The 15,736-nt window shown below is 71.0% G+C and carries 11 protein-coding genes; 4 read left to right on the top strand and 7 right to left on the bottom strand.

Annotated features, from left to right (window positions below):
* The first annotated feature begins 353 nt into the window (after window positions 1-353).
* On the top strand, window positions 354-4,220 hold the full coding sequence (locus GobsT_RS06615) for a hypothetical protein (protein WP_010039335.1): 3,867 nt from the start codon (window positions 354-356) through the stop codon (window positions 4,218-4,220).
* Window positions 4,221-4,441: 221 nt separating this feature from the next.
* Here GobsT_RS06615 and GobsT_RS06610 read toward each other — a convergent pair whose 3' ends face one another.
* Entirely contained in the window at window positions 4,442-6,985 is a 2,544-nt protein-coding gene (locus GobsT_RS06610; RefSeq protein WP_010039337.1) for an excinuclease ABC subunit UvrA, read from the bottom strand.
* Window positions 6,986-7,511: 526 nt separating this feature from the next.
* Here GobsT_RS06610 and GobsT_RS06605 point away from each other — a divergent pair.
* Both GobsT_RS06605 and GobsT_RS06600 read left to right on the top strand, forming a co-directional pair.
* Window positions 7,512-7,880, top strand: a complete 369-nt coding sequence (locus GobsT_RS06605) for a TIGR03066 family protein (RefSeq protein WP_010039341.1) — start codon at window positions 7,512-7,514, stop codon at window positions 7,878-7,880.
* A gap of 367 nt (window positions 7,881-8,247) precedes the next feature.
* Window positions 8,248-8,577 (top strand): hypothetical protein, encoded by a 330-nt coding sequence (locus GobsT_RS06600; protein ID WP_010039343.1) that lies wholly within the window; start codon window positions 8,248-8,250, stop codon window positions 8,575-8,577.
* Window positions 8,578-8,609: 32 nt separating this feature from the next.
* Here GobsT_RS06600 and GobsT_RS06595 read toward each other — a convergent pair whose 3' ends face one another.
* The 5 genes from GobsT_RS06595 to GobsT_RS06575 form a co-directional block, all read right to left on the bottom strand.
* A complete protein-coding gene (locus GobsT_RS06595; RefSeq protein ID WP_010039345.1) occupies window positions 8,610-9,239 on the bottom strand; it encodes a hypothetical protein in 630 nt (209 codons plus the stop codon).
* 154 nt (window positions 9,240-9,393) lie between these two features.
* Window positions 9,394-9,822: a hypothetical protein gene (locus GobsT_RS06590; RefSeq protein ID WP_010039347.1), complete on the bottom strand. Its 429-nt coding sequence runs from the start codon at window positions 9,820-9,822 to the stop codon at window positions 9,394-9,396.
* Window positions 9,823-9,912: 90 nt separating this feature from the next.
* On the bottom strand, window positions 9,913-10,455 hold the full coding sequence (locus tag GobsT_RS06585) for a hypothetical protein (protein WP_010039349.1): 543 nt from the start codon (window positions 10,453-10,455) through the stop codon (window positions 9,913-9,915).
* A 97-nt stretch (window positions 10,456-10,552) separates the two neighbouring features.
* A complete protein-coding gene (locus GobsT_RS06580; RefSeq protein WP_010039351.1) occupies window positions 10,553-11,092 on the bottom strand; it encodes a hypothetical protein in 540 nt (179 codons plus the stop codon).
* 112 nt (window positions 11,093-11,204) lie between these two features.
* A complete protein-coding gene (locus tag GobsT_RS06575) occupies window positions 11,205-11,486 on the bottom strand; it encodes a hypothetical protein (RefSeq protein WP_010039353.1) in 282 nt (93 codons plus the stop codon).
* Window positions 11,487-12,049: 563 nt separating this feature from the next.
* Here GobsT_RS06575 and GobsT_RS06570 point away from each other — a divergent pair.
* Window positions 12,050-12,907: a hypothetical protein gene (locus GobsT_RS06570; protein ID WP_148087634.1), complete on the top strand. Its 858-nt coding sequence runs from the start codon at window positions 12,050-12,052 to the stop codon at window positions 12,905-12,907.
* Between the two features lie 221 nt (window positions 12,908-13,128).
* Here the strand turns inward: GobsT_RS06570 and GobsT_RS06565 are convergent, their stop codons facing one another.
* A complete protein-coding gene (locus tag GobsT_RS06565) occupies window positions 13,129-15,657 on the bottom strand; it encodes a PAS domain S-box protein (protein ID WP_010039357.1) in 2,529 nt (842 codons plus the stop codon).
* Window positions 15,658-15,736 lie beyond the last annotated feature (79 nt).

Here is a 15,736-nt window from a genome sequence, read left to right as displayed (position 1 = left end):
GAGTGCCTGATACCAAATCCACCAGGGTCTGGTGCGATCGGAGCGGCGTAAGGGCGGAGGAAGAGTTTTGACAGGATCAACAGGATAGACAGGATCGACGCGTGCGGAGCGGACCGCGCTTGCTCTCGCCTGGTTGTGTTTCACTCTTCATCGTGTCTATCCTGTTGATCCTGTCGAAACTCTTCCTCCGCCCGCGCCGTAATTGAGTGCCAAGAGCATATCCTGTCGTGATTTCGGGCTACAGCGCAGTTCGGCTTGCGGACGGTCGCGGAATGCGTTCCAATCTCCTCACCCTCTGAATCCGCAGCACGGACGCGCGCCCTGGAACGATTCCGGGCGGACGGAACTTCGCCATGATGGCCCCGCTCCCGAACCCGACGCCCGGCGACCGGCCCGACCTGCCCCGGGTCCGGTTCGGCGTGCGCACCGCGGCCGGGCGCGTGATCGGTCACGATTTCCTCGGCGAAGAGTTCCTCATCGGCACCGCCCCCGGGTGCGACCTCCGCTTGAGCGCGCCGGGCTCCCCCCCGGTGGCCGTTCAGTTCACGCGCCGGCCGGACGGCGTCCGCGTGCGCCGGGTCGCGGCCGCACTGCCGGTCGCGCTCAACGACGACCCGCTGCCCACGGGCGGCGCGGTGCCCGTGCACCACGGGGACACGCTCCAGGTCGCCGGGCTGGTGATCGGCGTTCACATCCCGTCCCCGGCCGTGCCCGAACCGGGACCCGCGTACCTGTCGCCGAAGCTGGTGCCGCTCGACGACGTGCCGCTCGCGGTCGCGGTGCCCGAAGAGCCCGCCGCGCCCGACCTCACCGCCGAGTACGAGAAGCTCGACGCCCGCCGCCGCGCGCTCGACGCCGAGGAGGCCGACCGCCGGGCCGAGTGGGAGGCCCGCGACGCCGAGTTCGTTCGCCGGCGGCGCGAGCTGGACCGGTCCGCCGAGGAGCTCGACGCCGACCGCAACCTGTGGCACGACCGGCGCCGGGCGATCGAACAGGAGCTGGCCGACCTGCGCGCGGCCGAGGCGGCGGCGAAAGAGGCCGAGCTGGCGCGCACCCGCCACGAGCTGACCGACCTGCGCCGGCAGTGGGTGGAGGAGTGCCGGGGGCAGCGCGAGGAGCTGGGGCGGCGGGCCGATCAGGTCCAATCGGAGCGCGAAGCGCTGGACGCCGAGCGGGCGGCCCACGAGCCCCGGGCGCAGGCGCTCCGCGACGGAGAGACGCGGCTGGCGGCGCAGGCCCAGGAGCTGTCGCGGCAGCGCGACATGTTCGCCGCCGACCGCGACATCTTCGAGCGCGAGCGCACCACGTTCGAGGCCCAGAAGGCGGCCGACGCGGAGCGCCTCACCGCGTGGGAAGCCGACCTCTCGACGCGCGAGCGGGTGGTGTCGGACCGCGAGACCCTGGTCCGGGCCGCGCGCGACGAGTTCGAGGCCGAGCGCGCCCGGTTCCAGGACGATTTGGCCCGCCTCGAGCGCCGGACGGCGGCCCTTGAGGCGGCCGAGCGGGCGGTGGCCGTTCGCACGCAGGAGGTGAACGTCCGGCTCGACCAGCTCAAGCGCGACGCGACCGAGTGGGAGGAGACGGTCGGCCTCGCGGCGGCCGAGCAGGAGCGGCTCCGGTCCGAGGCCGAGCGGCTCGACCACCAACGGACCGAACTGGACGCGCAGTCCGCGGCCCTCGCCGAGCGGGCCGCGCAACTGGAGGCGCAGCAGGCGGTGGTCGCGGTGTTCCGGGCGAAGCTCGACCGCAGCCGCCAGGACATGGAGCGCGAGGCGTGGCAGCTCGCCGCGGCCCGCACCCGCGAGGACGACGCGCTGGCGGAGCTGCGGCGCCGCATCCAGGAGGCCGAAGAGGTGCGGGCCGCGCTGAGCGCGGTCCAAGAGAACGCCGACCAGGAGCGCCGCCGGCTCGACGAGCGGGACTCGCTGCTCGCCGCGGGGCTCGAGGAGATCCGCGTCCAGAAGGAGCAGCTCGCGGCCGAGGCGAAGCGCCTCCGGGACCGCGAAGCGGAGCTGGACGTCCGGTCCGCCGAGTTCGCCGAGCAGGCGGGCATGCTCAAGGGGCGGATGTCGCAGGCCGTGGACCTTCAGGGCCGGCTCGAAACGGACCGGGTCGCGCTCCGCGAGCGCGAGGCGGCGCTGTCCCAGTCCGAAGAGGCCCGCCAGGCGCTCCAGGAGCAGTTGCGCCGGCGGGCCGAAGAGCTCGGCGCCCGGGGGCGCGCGCTCGACGAGCGCGAGCTGCAACTCGCGGCCGAGCGGGCGCAGGTCGAGCAGGCCCGCGCGGCGCTCGACGGCGCCCGGCAGGCGATCGAGGACGAGACGGCCGCCCGCCGCCAGGACCTCGACGCCCGGGCCGCGGCGCTGGAGCGGCAGGTGGCCGATTTCGCCACGAAGGAGGAAGCGCTCGCCCGCCAGGTGGGCCGGCTGAAGGACGTGGGCGCCGCCGTCGCCGCGGAACGAAAGGCCCTGGCGACCGCCCGCGGGACGTGGGAGGCCGACCGCGCCGCCGCGCTAGCGGCGGACCGCGACGCCCGCGAGCAGCTCGAGGCGTTCCGCGCCCGGGCCGCCGCCGACCTCGACGCGCTCCGGGCGCAGGCGCCCGAACTCGACGACCAGGCGAAGCTCGCGCTGGAGCGCCTGTCCGGCGCCCGCGACATGCTCCGCGGGCACCTCAACGAGCTGAACGAGTTCGCGCGGACCAGCCGGGCCGACCTCGAAGCGGCCCGCGCCCAGGTGCGCGAGGAGGCCGAACGGCTCCGCGAGAAGAACGAGGCGCTCGACCGCGCCCGGGACGAGCACCGGCTGGCGGTCACGGCGTTCCGGCAGCAGCTCATCGAGTGGCAGGGGACCGTGGCGGACATGCGGCGGCTGCTGTCGTCGAGCGAGAACCGGCTGGACGCGAAGCAGGCCGCCGCGGCCGAGGCCGCCACCGCCGCCAGCGACGCGGCCAAGCAGCTCGCCGAGGAGACCGACCGGCTGCGCCGCGAGCGGGAGGAGCTGACCGTTCGGCGCACGGAGGTGGAGCGGCACCTGTCGGACATGCGCGAGTGGTACCGGAAGAAGCTCCGCGAACTCGCGCAGTCGAGGGCCGACGGCAAACGCACCGCGGACGCGCCGCCGGACGAGCCGCCGGCCGCGCCCCGGCTGCACGAGCCGGGCGTCCCGGCGGCCGACGCGCCGCCCCGCATTCCGACCGACGCCCTCGTCGCGGAACTCGAGCCCGGGGACGTGCAGCTTGGCGAGCTGCTGCGCTCGCTGGGGCTGGTGGACGCCGACATTGTCACGGCGCTGTGGGAGGAGGCGACGCGGCAGCGCCGGACGCTGCGGCAGGTGCTGCTCGCGAGCGGCGCCATCACCTTGTACCAGCTCGCGCTGATCGAGGCCGGCAACCTGGACGCCCTGGTGCTCGGGCGGCTGCGGGTCATCGACCGGCTGCGGGTGACGCCGAAGGAGGCGATGTACCGCGTGTTCGACCCCGCCCGCGCGGGCGAGCGCTCGGGCGGGCTGTACCTGCTGCGGCACCTGAGCGAAGCCGAGATGCAGGACCCCGTCCACCCGGACGAGTTCCGGCAGCGCTTCGGCGCGGCCCACGGGGCCGCCCACCCGAACCTCGCGGGCGTGGTGGAGGTGCTGGAGATCAACGGCCGGCCCGCGGTGCTGCTGGAGTGGCTGACCGGGCTGTTCAGCGCCGACTGGCCGGCGTTCGCGGCCCACCCGGGGTGCTGGATGCGGCTCGCGCTGATGGCCGCGAGCGCGCTCGACGCGGCGCACAAGGTCGGGCTGGTCCACGGGCGGCTGACGTCCGACTCGTTCGTGCTGACGCCCGAGGGGGTGCTCAAGGTAACGGAGTTCGGCGAGCCGGCGTGGCTGGCCCAGGTGCCGGCGGCGGGCGCGGAGCCGTCCGCCGCGGCCGACCTGCGGGCGTTCGGGCAGGTGGCGTTCGGGTGGTCGCAACTGGCCGGCCGCAAGCGGGTGGCGCGGACCAAGGGGTTCCCGGAAGCGGTGTGGGGGGTGATCCGGCGGCTGGAGGCGGACGCGGAACCGCCGATGGCCGACACGGTGCCGATGGCCCAGCCGTACGAGTCGGCCGCGGAGCTGCTGGCGGACCTCCAGCGCATCGCGCGGGACACGCCGTTCAGTGACGACGCCTGGGAGAAGTTGCTGAAGCACGTGCTCGACAACGCACCGGATGTCGCCGTCGGCTTGAAGAAGGCCGGGTAGGGGAAAATAGATCGGATTAATTTGACAGGATCGACAGGATTCACCGGATAAAGACCGATCGATCTGAAATCCTGTTTATCCTGTCGATCCTGTCAAAACTTGTCTTCGCGAACACGCGGCCCGCCGGGGTCGGAACGAAGCCGCAACGCCCCGTCCCTTCCGCCGCCCGTTCTCATTACAAAGCGCGCAGGAGCAGCCGCGTCCCGTACCGGTGCGGCCTATCAGGATAGCGTGCGCAACAGGTACGGGGCCGTGCGGCTCGCCTTGCTCCGGGCCACGTCCGCCGGCGGGCCGGTCGCCACCACCGTGCCGCCCTCGTCGCCCGCCCCGGGGCCGACGTCGATGACCCAGTCGGCGCGGGCGATCACCTGCATGTCGTGCTCAACGACCACGACGGTGTTGCCGGCCGCGACGAGCCCGTCCAGTTGCGCCAGGAGCTTCTCGACGTCCGCGGGGTGGAGGCCGGTCGTGGGCTCGTCGAGCACGTACAGCGTGTCGCCGCGGCCGGCGCGCTGGAGTTCGGTGGCGAGCTTGATCCGCTGCGCCTCGCCGCCGGAGAGTTCCGTCGCGGGCTGCCCGAGCCGCAGGTACCCGAGCCCGACGTCGCGCAGCGCCGCGAGCGGCCGGCGCACCTGCGGCTCGTCGACGAAAAACGCCCACGCGGCGTCCACGGTCATACCGAGCACGTCGGCGATGCTCTTCCCGCGGTACTCGATCTCGAGGGTCTGCGCGTTGTACCGCGCGCCGCGGCACGCCGGGCACGGCGCGTACACGCTCGGCAGGAACAGCAGCTCGACCATCACGAAGCCTTCGCCCGAGCACGTCTCGCACCGCCCGCCGGCCACGTTGAAGGAGAACCGCCCTGCCCCGTACTTGCGGCCCTTGGCCGCCGCGGTGGCCGCGAACAGCTTCCGCACGTGGTCGAACAGGCCCGTATAGGTGGCGAGGTTCGAGCGCGGCGTGCGGCCGATCGCCTTCTGGTCGACGACCACCAGGCGCGTGACGCGGTCCGCCCCGCTCGCGATGCGCCCGCCGACGGGCGCGACCGGGGCGCGCTCCAGTTCGTTCCCCTCGTCCTCCTCCGCCAGCGGCGCGCGCCCGAGGTGGGCCGCGACGAGTTCGACCAGCGCCTGGCTGACGAGGCTCGACTTGCCCGACCCGGACACGCCGGTCACCGCGGTGAGCGCGGCCAGCGGGAACGCGGCGTCGATGCCGGTCAAGTTGTTCCGGGTCACCCCGGTCAGCCGGAGCCACCCGCCGGGCGCCCGCGGCGGCGCGGGCCGGCGGGCGCCCTCTGCGAAAAGGTGCGCCCGCGTCCGGGACTCTTTAACCTTTCTTAAACCGGCGGGCGGGCCGCTGTAGAGGACCCGCCCCCCGCCCTCTCCGGCGTCTGGCCCCACGTCAACAATCCAGTCGGCGTGCCGTACCACTTCGAGCTCGTGCTCGACGACGAAGAGCGAGTTGCCGGCCGCTTTAAGCCGGTCGAGCGCGCGCAAGAGGGCCTCGGTGTCGGCGGGGTGGAGCCCGGCGGACGGTTCGTCCAGGACGTACACCACGCCGAACAGGTTCGAGCGCACCTGGGTCGCGAGCCGCAGCCGCTGGAGTTCGCCGGGCGAGAGCGTGGGGGTGCTCCGGTCGAGTGTAAGGTACCCGAGCCCCAGATCGAGCAGCACCTCGAGCCGGCCGGTCAGGTCCCGGGCGATCCGCCGAACGACCTCGGCCTTCTCCGGGTGCTCCGCCGCGAGCGCCGCGCGCCCCGCGGCGCGCCCGTCGGCGTGGGGCCGGAAGAGCGCGAGCAGGCGCTTGAGCGGCTGCCGCGACAGGTCGGTGATGTCGAGGCCGCCGAAGGTGACGGCGAGCGCCTCGGGCCGGAGCCGCTTGCCGCGGCACGTCGGGCAGTCGGTGCTCACCAGGAACTGCGCCGCCCGCCGCTTCATGAGCGGGCTCTCGGACTTGGCGAACGTCTCCAGCACGTACCGGCGGACGCTGGTGAACGTGCCCAGGTAGTCGTGCCGCTCCTTCTTCTTCTGCGCCCGCTTGACCTCCTCGAGGCTGGCGTGCGGGTACACGGGCACCTGCGGCTGCTCGTCGGCGAACAGGATCCAGTCGCGCTCCGTCTTCGGCAGGTCCCGCCAGGGCGTGTCGATGTCGACGCCGCGGGCGGTGACGATGTCGCGGAGGTTCTGCCCCTGCCACGCCTGGGGCCACGCGGCGACCGCCCCGGCGCGGATCGAGAGCGCCGCGTCGCGCAGCACGGACGCCTCGGTCGCGTCGTACACCCGGCCCAGCCCGTGGCACGTCGGGCACGCGCCCTCGGGCGTGTTCGGGGAGAACGACTCGGCGTACAGGAGCGGCCGGCCGGGCGGGTAGTCGCCGGCGCGGGAGTAGAGCATGCGGAGCAGGTTCGAGAGCGTCGTCACGCTCCCCACCGAGGACCGGGTGGTCGGCGCCCCGCGCTGCTGCTGGAGCGCGACGGCCGGCGGCAGGCCCTCGATCTCGTCCACCTCGGGCACCCCGACCTGGTTGAACAGCCGCCGCGCGTACGGGGAGACGGACTCCAGGTAGCGCCGCTGCGCCTCCGCGAACAGGGTGCCGAACGCGAGCGACGACTTGCCCGACCCGGACACGCCGGTGAACACGACGAGCGCGGCGCGGGGCACGTCCACGTCCACGCCTTTGAGGTTGTGCGTGCGCGCCCCGCGGACCCGCACGAACCCGGCGTGCGCGCCGCCGGTCGGTTCGCTGGGGCGGTTCTTGGTGCTCATAACGAAACCAGTCGTTTCAGGTTCCAGGTTCCAGGTCGGACCAGGGCTCGTCAAAAAGCTCCGGCGGTTCGTGTCGCTCGCGACTCCACTCGGAACTTGGAACCTGGAATCCGGTTGAAGAGTATCGGTGGTTGGGAGCGCCACCCGCCGGCTGACACCGGCGGTTCGACGAGCCGCGGTCGAACCGCCGGTGTCCCGGCGGGTGCAACCGACGCCCTGCCGAGCGGTTACTTCTATCGGATTCCAGTCGTTTCAGGTTCCACGTTCCAAGTTTCAGGTTCCGAGTCGAGTCACAGTCGCACGAATCGTTGGAGCTTTTGCCGAGCCCTGGGCCGACTTGGAACCTGGAACTTGGAACCTGAAACGACTGGAATCGACGCACACGATGGGCACACGGACCGGCGCCTGTGGCGCGGCCGCCCACGGCGCGCGGCGGCGCCGGTCCTCGTATACTCAGCCTTGGCCCGGCACCCGGGGCCACGCATTGGGCGCCCGGGGCGCCGGGCGGCACGTAGAGGAGCAGGCGATGCGAGTCATCCTGGGTTGCGCGCTGACGGCCCTTCTGGTCGCTGCGGCCGGCGTCGGGGCCGATGATAAGGTCGAGAAGATCGATGCCGGCAAGCTGATCGGCAAGTGGCACCCGAAGGAGAAGAAGGACGTGGTGATCGAGTTCAAGAAGGAGGGGAAGCTGGGCCTCACCCTCGGAGAGGGCGACAAGGCGTTCAAGGCCGAGGGCACCTACAAGCTGGACGGGAACAAGCTCACCACCACCCTGAAGGCCGGGGCCCAGGAGAAGACGAACACGATCACCATCTCCAAGCTGACCGACACCGAACTCACGGGCAAGGACGAGAACGGCAAAGAGGACACGCTCGTGCGGATCAAGGACAAGTAACACCCCGCCCGGTCCCGGGCGCGTGGTCCCCAGAGTGGAAGCGGTCCCGTGCAGAACGCGCACGGGACCGCTTTGCGTTTCACGTGCGCCCGGCGCGTTTCGATTCCCGCATTCCCGTCCCGCGACACCGTTTCTCCCGACGCGAGCCCCCCCCCGCGAGTGATATTTCGCCACGCGGGTTCAGGCTTTCCGTGTGGCCCGCTCGCTCTGCGCGCGGTTGCGACATCGTGCCGGGTGCATTCGATGTCGTCAATTTGATGCGCAAAGCACCGCCCGCCGACCACACCTCAAGGCCCGAAACTCCGTGCAGCACCGGCGCCCGGCCACATAAGGCCGGTGATCCCAAAGAAGGATTGGAAGCGAACGGATGAACGAGGACGAATTGCTCCGCGAGTTGGCCGGGGCGTGGCTCCTAAGCCGGACCCCCGACCGGATCACCCTGGCGACTTTGCACACGAGAGTTGTGGGCGCGACCGGCGAACACGGCATCGAGATGTTCGCACGCGAAGCCGCAGCCGCCGGCCGTGCCGGTGCCGCGACGTTCCCGGTCTGGCTCCCCCGCCCCGCGCTGGCGGCGCTCCTTGAGGAGGCGCTACTCGATCTGCCGATCGGGCGGGTCACGTTATACGACGCCGGCGACGAGCCCCGGCCGCTGTGGCTCCGCGATACGATCGACGCGCTGAAGGGCACGTCCTGACCGCGCGCTCGTGGCGTGGGCGGGCCTCCTGGTCAGTTCCACCGGGCGTTGCGGCCCACGGTCATCATGAGGCCGACGAACAGCGCGGCGATCACGATGAGTACCGCCGGCGGGCCGCCGGCCAGGAGCAGGGCCGCGCGGCTCAGGTCGCCGAGGTGCAGGGCCACGCTCGCCCCGACCAGTCCGGCTATTACCGCGACCAGTTTCCACAGCGACCCGACGCGGCCCCCCGGCGTCGCCTGGCGGATCGAGCCCAGGATAAACACCAGCGCGGCCGCATCGACCGCCCACGCGGCGAACAGGGCGATCCGGACGCCGACCGCGGGGCCGTCCTCTCCCGGCGACGGCCGCAGCAGGAGCGCGGCCGCCCCGACCGCCACCCACACGACCCACGAGACGACCGCCACCGGCCACAGGCGGCCCCGGTTCAAGCGCCACCCCCACGGGATCAGGTATCCGGCCGCGCGGTTCCGCCAGGTGATCCGGCCGACCGCGCTCACCCGCAGCAGGACCGCCCCGAGCACGCACGCCCCGGCCGCCGCCGCGGCCCAAAGCAGGAGGGCCGGCCCGGCGCCGAGGCCCTCGGCCAACCCGTAGCACGCCGCGGCCGCCGCGGCGACCAGCGCGGCCCGCCGGGTAAATAAGGCGATAAAAAGCGCCACGCCCTCATCTCCTTGGCTTCATCGTCGTCGCCCGCCCCCACATGCTCGAACCCGACCTTGGGTAGAACCGCGCATGGGGCGTTTTCTTCCGGCCGCGTGTGGGGCGCCGTCGCGACCCCGGCCCCCGCACGGACGCTCTCATCGGGCACGTGTATCAGCTCACCGCGCCTGGGGCGCCTGTGAGCCGGCCCAGCGGCCAGTGCGCGACGGCAAACAGGAGCAGCGCGTACCCGCCCAGTGCGGCCGCCGGGTGGAGCGCCCGGAACGGCTCGCCGGTGTCCGGGTCGGTGTACTCGCCGGTCAGTCCGACCGCCGACCCGAACACCAGCACGGCGACGCTACCGACCGCCGCGACCGCCGCCCACGCCGAACGAGACTGCCACGCCCGGCCGAGGGGCGTCCGGCGAAGGGCGCGACCCGCCAGCAGACCTCCGCCGACGAACGCCGCGCTGACGACCGCCCCGCACGCCGGTAGGAGGATCGTGTCCGGAAAGCCATCGTACCCGTTCCACCCGATGGCGGCCGCGACGTACACACCCGCCCCGAGCAGCCACGCCGCCGTTACCGTTAGAAGACGCCGCACATCGAAGCCCTCCCGACGAACGTAACGCTCACCGGCCCGGCCGCGATACCAATCAGCGACAACGAACGTCGGCAAGCAGCGGGAACCAAATCACGTGGCCGGGTTCGGGGCGGCAGCGGAGGGCTCGTTACCGAGGACGTGCTGCTTGAAGTAGTTGTAATAACGGCGCACATACGGGCTCGTTAAGTTCAGCCGGCCCTCGGCCTGAGCCCACCAGTTCCCGACCCCAATCCTCCGCACCAGTTTGGCGTACTCCCGGTACTCGCGCGGGGTGTTGCCGGCGACCAACATTGCAACAACCCGCCGGCGAATCCGCTCTTGCTGCTCTGGGGTGAGGGCGGCGCGCCGCAGCGCTCGCGCGGTGTTGGATTTCAGCACCCGGCCGAACGGAAAGGGCGAATCCTCCTCGATGAACGCGATCCCGAGTTCAACGCAGGCGGCGTCCCCGCGCTCGATCCCTTCGATGACCCGCATCATGACCGGGTAGATCCAGCGCTCGCCCGCAGCCGTTACCTCCAGCGGGCGCAGATCTGCGGGCGCTTCGATCCGGAGACGGCGCGCCAGTTCGCCGTAGCGGGCCAGGATGGCGGCACGGCTCCAGCGCCCCGCCCCGTTGTAGTCGTGCTGCACCAAACCAAGCCCTCCCTGCGGCCGAATACGGAATCCACCGGCTCGCGCGCCTCGGGGTGCGGCCGGGCTACTCGAAGCGCGGCGGGCCGCACCAAGCGAGTTACGTGGCCGGGTCCGGTGTTGCCTCGGGTTCGGTATGCCTCTGTTCGCCCGGTAACGGCACGCCGCTGGCGGTCGCGTACCCTTCCAGGATGTCCAGGTACGGTTGGCCCGGCCCGGCGTCACCCATGAGGCGTCCGAAACAGGTAAACCCCTGCGCGTAGGCGAGGGCGTACAGCTCGGCGGCTCGCGCCTTGCGGTCCTCCCACGACCCGCCCCCGTACCCGCCGACGTACATCCCGGCGAGGTTGAACGAGGCCGGGCCGATGCCGGCCGCCGACGCCGCCGTCAGATACCGGCCGGCCTGCTCGGCGTCCGCCCGCATGGTGGCCTCGTCGATGACCGGCCCGGCGCCCGCGTTGAGCTGCTCCAGGTTCTCGAACCGGTGCAGGCTGCACTGCATCAGGGCGCCAATTTGGGCCTGAGCCTCGGCGTCCCCGGCTTCGGCGAGAGGCAGCCACAGTTGATACGCCTCGGCGAACCGACTCGCTTCGTTGGCGGCGCTCGCCGCCGCCCGTCGGTCCTCCGTGGTGTCGCTCACTGCGAAGCCCTCTCTGGACGAACTGAACGCTCAACTGCCGCAGGCATCATGCGCGGTCACAGCGTACACAGTCTACCATGGCTCGGTGCCGCGGCGGGTTGGGCGCGGCGAGCTACACCGCCGCGGCCGCCGCGGCGTACACCACCCACTGAGCAGATACTACGGCGAGCAACCACACCACGAACAGGGCGAGCGCCCGCCCTCGAAATCGGACCCCGTCGGCCCACAGGGCAATCGTGACGGCCGCCAGCAGCGCCGCCGGCACCGGCACGGTGAGCGGGTGGAACGCCATCGGTCCCGTCCACCCGCCGCAGCCGAGCAGCACCCCGAAGGCGACGACCGGGTAGATTAACCCGACCACGACCAGCCATCCGTCACGGTTCGGTCCGTCCACCGCTGCCCTCCGTAAGCCGAACAACAGCTTGACTGTCGCGCACGCCGCGAGGAGTTTACAATTGAGTGTAGAAGACAAAGGCGCCGGCACCCGTTGACGTGCGCCGCCCCAATTTTGAACGGGCCGGCGTGCTATGGGCCGCCCGTGGCGGCGCCGAACACGCTCCGTCCGGCGGTTGCCCGCGCGAACGGTTACGTTTGGAGCACGTAGTTTCAACTTGCCGCACAGGTTTCGCCAAGAGGTGGTGGCGGAATGAACCCCGCTCGGAGTACCATTGCGGCTGCCGAGGCGAGGGCGGGTCGCACCAACACGCGGTGGCTGAGCCCAGATGATTTTGACAGGATCGACAGGATCAGCAGGATTTCAAATCGGTCGGTCTTCATCCGGTGAATCCTGTCAATCCTGTCAAAATCAGTGTTCGCAAACGCGAAGCCCGTGTGGGCCGGTACGGAGCCGCGACCATCAGTCCATTCCGCCGCCGTTTCTAAGACTCCTTGGCCCCTTGTATTGAGGCGAATCCGCTTTTATCGACTCGATACTGAAGAAGCGAATAGGTGAGCGCCATGGCGATCCTCCTGTCCGTTGTAACAGCCGTCTCCATTACTATCGGCTTGTCACCCGGTGCAACGCTCGAATCGAGAAGGCTCTCGCTCGGGCTGCTGGCGGAGATGAAGATCAATTTAGATGAATACGTATACGATATACTAAAAGCCGCAAACAGAGAAGATGAGTTGTACTTTGACATTTTGCATGTCACCCGTTACTGCGTGAGCCCTTCGGCCGTCTATCGGGCAGCCGCCGTTAGCCCAATTGGCAATATCAACCCACGCTTTGTCGTCCAATACAGGGACCTGCTTGGTCTTGACGGCCCACCACCGAGCTTGTTTTATAATTTATTTTTATATCGCGTCATTATATTCGATCCAGACGACTATTCTTTCATGGCAGTAAACGCGATTGTTCGCAACTGGGGCCTTCGAGTGACGGCATGCGACAAGGCCTTCCTCGCCGCGTGCTCCTTGTTTTTTCGGTCGGACGTCAAGTCGTTTGCCTTGGGCGGACTGGCCCACTGTGCTGACGACTCTGCATTTTGCGCCATTCTCATCTCAAGGCTCCCCCTCTCATCAATTTCCCCACTGTCACACCTTTGCATACTAGATTCAATAGATGACCTTGGAATACACGCACCGTGGTGCGTTCGCCGCATGGATTTTAGCCACTTCTTCAATAGCGACAGCGAAGCCGTCGTACTACAAGCGTTGAAAGCTGCCAACAAGTACAGCAAGACGTCCATTTCATCGGCATTAAAAGTGTTGAGTTTATGCCTCCATGAGAATGGCGACATCAGGCTCAATGCCATGGCATGGCTTCTTGCGCTTATCAAGAAATGTGGTACACCCGTTGACGTGCGTCGCCCCTGATTTTCCGGGCCGGCGCGCTGCGGGCGGCCCGTGGCGGTCCTCGGCGGCGCCGGACTCGGTTCGCTTGGCGGCGCGTGCGGCCTCGTCCGGTTCGGCGCCCCGGGCGGTGAATCCGGCGACCGGTTCGGAGAGTTCCCGGCAGCCGGGACGCGCGGGTTCGTGCCGGGCGCGATGTTACCAACGTCGCCGCGGTTCAACCGCACCGGGCGCCGGACGGGGGGCTAAACGAGCACACGCCCCCCGTCCCCTGCGGCATCAAGCACCTGGCGCACCCGGGTGGCCAGCAGGGCCGGGGTGAACGGCTTCTGCAGGAACGGCACGTCGGCCGAGGACACGCCCCGCCGCATGACGGCGTCGTCCGTGTACCCGCTGATGAACATCACCTTCGCCTCGGGGTGCGTGGCGAGCACCCCGGCCGCGGCCGCCCGGCCGCCGACGCCGGGCATCACCACGTCGCTCAGCACGAGGTGGATCGGCCCGGCGAACCCGGCCGCCACCTGCTCGGCCGTCGCCCCGTCGCCCGCCTCCAGAACGGTGTACCCGCGCCCGGACAGCACCGCCTTCACCAGCCCCCGCACCGCCGCCTCGTCCTCGACGACCAGCACCGTCTCGCTCCCCCTCGGGAGGCTCCGCACGCCCGGCCGGGCGGAGTCGCCCGGGCCGGCGCCGCTCGCCCGCGGCAGGTACACGTCGAACGTGCTCCCCTCGCCGACCCGGGACCGCACCCGCACGTGCCCGCCCGCCTGGCTGACGATGCCGTAGACGGTCGCCAGCCCGAGGCCGGTGCCCTTCCCGACGCCCTTGGTGGTGAAGAACGGCTCGAACACGCGGGCCTGCACGTCCGCCGGCATCCCGCACCCGGTGTCCGTCACCGACAGCACCGTGTACTCCCCCGCCTTCATGTCCGCGAGGGCCGCCTCGGCCGGCCCCACCGCCTCGCTCCGGGCGGCCACCGTCAGGGTGCCGCCCGCCGGCATGGCGTCGCGGGCGTTGACGGCCAGGTTGAGCAGCACCTGCTCGAGCTGGCCGGGGTCGACGAACACGGGCCAGCCCCCGCGCGGCAGGTCGGTCACCAGCCGCACGTCCTCGCCGATCAGCGGCCGCAGCATCCCCGCCGTGTCCGCCGCCGCGGCGCCGACGTCCACCAGCCGCGGCGCGGCCACCTGCTGGCGGGCGAACGCCAGGAGCTGGCTGGTGAGCGCGGCGGACCGCTCCCCGGCCTTGCGGATCTCCGCGACGACGCCCGCCCGCTCGTCGCCCGGCGGCAGCCCCTCGGCCAGCAGGTCGGCGTACCCGTTGATCACCTGGAGCATGTTGTTGAAGTCGTGCGCCACCCCGCCCGCGAGCTGGCCGAACGCGTCCATCTTCTGGCTCTGCCGCAGCTTCTCCTCCAGCGTGCGGCGCTCGGTCACGTCCTGGATCGACCCGCGCACGCGGACCAGTTGCCCGCCCTCGTACACCGGCCGGCCCATCGACCGCACCCACTTCCTGACCCCGGTGGCGGCGGTGAACCGCAGCTCCAGGTCGTACGGCGTGCCGTCCGCGATCGCTCTCCGCAGGGCCTCTTCCAGCCGCGACCGGTCGGCCGGGTCGTAGTGCCGCAGGCACGACGCCACGTCCGGGCGGGCGGCGGGGTCCGCCCCGTAGATGCGGGCCGTCTCCGCCGTCCACTCCCCCTTCAGGGTGGCCGGGTCGAAGCTCCACCCGCCGACGTGCGCCAGCGTCGCCGCCTCCCGCAGCAGCTCCTCCTGGTCCCGCAACTGCTGCTCGATCCGCCGCCGCTCGGTCACGTCCTCGTAGGTGCCGAGCACCCCGACCACCGCCCCGTCCGGGCCGCGGAGCGGCTGCTTGCTGGTCCGCACCCACCGCCGGCTGCCGTCGGCGGCCACCACCACCTCCTCGTAGTCCAGCTTGGGCACCCCGGAATCGATCACCCGCCGGTCGTCCGCGCGGAACTGGTCCGCCAGCTCCAGCCACGCCCCCTGGTAGTCGCTCTTGCCGACCACCTCCTCCGGCGAGTCGTACCCCATGTCGCGGGCGAACGGGCGGTTGCACCCCAGGTAGGTCAGGTCGTTGGCCTTCCAGAACACCCGCTGGGGGATCGTGTCGAGGATGGCCCGGAGGGCCTCCCGCGAGCGGAAGCCTTCGGCCTCCGACCGGTCCCGCGCCTCCTCGGCGGCGTCGAGGGCGGTGACCGTCTGCCAGCCGGCCGCGGCGAGCCGGGACAGGCTGGTCAGCAGGCGGGCGTCCTCGGCGTCGAACCGCCGGTCGGGGGTGTGGGCGATCACCCAAAGCGTTCCGACGGCGCGCCCGCCCACGTGGAACGGGACGAGCAGCGCTTCAACGACCGGCGGGCCGGCCGCCGCCCCGGGGTAGTGCCGCTCCGGGGCGGCGAACAGCAGGGGCTCGTTACGGGCGATCACCTCGCCGCACGGGCAGGCGTGGCGGGCGATCGTGCCCCACACGTTCGGGGCCAGCCGCCCGGCGATCGCGTGCCAGCGGAAGCGGTCGCCCGCGCCGTCGGTTTCAAGGATGGAGATGCCGGCCGAGTCGGCGCCGCACAGCTCCATCGCCAGCTCGGACAGCCGCTGGAGCAGGCGGCGCGGGGTCTCGGCCATCGTGCGGGCCAGGTCGACGAGCGCCCGGGCCTCGGCCGCGTGATCCGGCGGGCGCGGCGAACGGCGGGCGAGCTCGTCGGTGGTCAGGACGGCGTCGAGACCGGCCGAGGCGGTTGTGGGGTCGGCGAGCATTTATCGGGTTGACCCAGGAGACACGGGTTCCCGTGAATCTTAGCACACCCATCCGCACGAGGCCGGGGCGCGGGCGGGC

The organism is Gemmata obscuriglobus, from assembly GCF_008065095.1.
GTDB lineage: Bacteria > Planctomycetota > Planctomycetia > Gemmatales > Gemmataceae > Gemmata > Gemmata obscuriglobus.
Note: the sequence above shows the minus strand (reverse complement) of the source record. Positions and strands in the feature narration are given on the sequence as shown.

Excerpts from the sequence above, each read along its gene's own strand:
- GobsT_RS06565 (WP_010039357.1), bottom strand. The coding sequence starts at position 15,657 with ATGCTCGCCGACCCCACAACCGCCTCGGCCGGTCTCGACGCCGTCCTG.
- GobsT_RS06570 (WP_148087634.1), top strand. The coding sequence starts at position 12,050 with ATGGCGATCCTCCTGTCCGTTGTAACAGCCGTCTCCATTACTATCGGC.
- GobsT_RS06615 (WP_010039335.1), top strand. The coding sequence starts at position 354 with ATGATGGCCCCGCTCCCGAACCCGACGCCCGGCGACCGGCCCGACCTG.
- GobsT_RS06605 (WP_010039341.1), top strand. The coding sequence starts at position 7,512 with ATGCGAGTCATCCTGGGTTGCGCGCTGACGGCCCTTCTGGTCGCTGCG.
- GobsT_RS06600 (WP_010039343.1), top strand. The coding sequence starts at position 8,248 with ATGAACGAGGACGAATTGCTCCGCGAGTTGGCCGGGGCGTGGCTCCTA.
- GobsT_RS06610 (WP_010039337.1), bottom strand. The coding sequence starts at position 6,985 with ATGAGCACCAAGAACCGCCCCAGCGAACCGACCGGCGGCGCGCACGCC.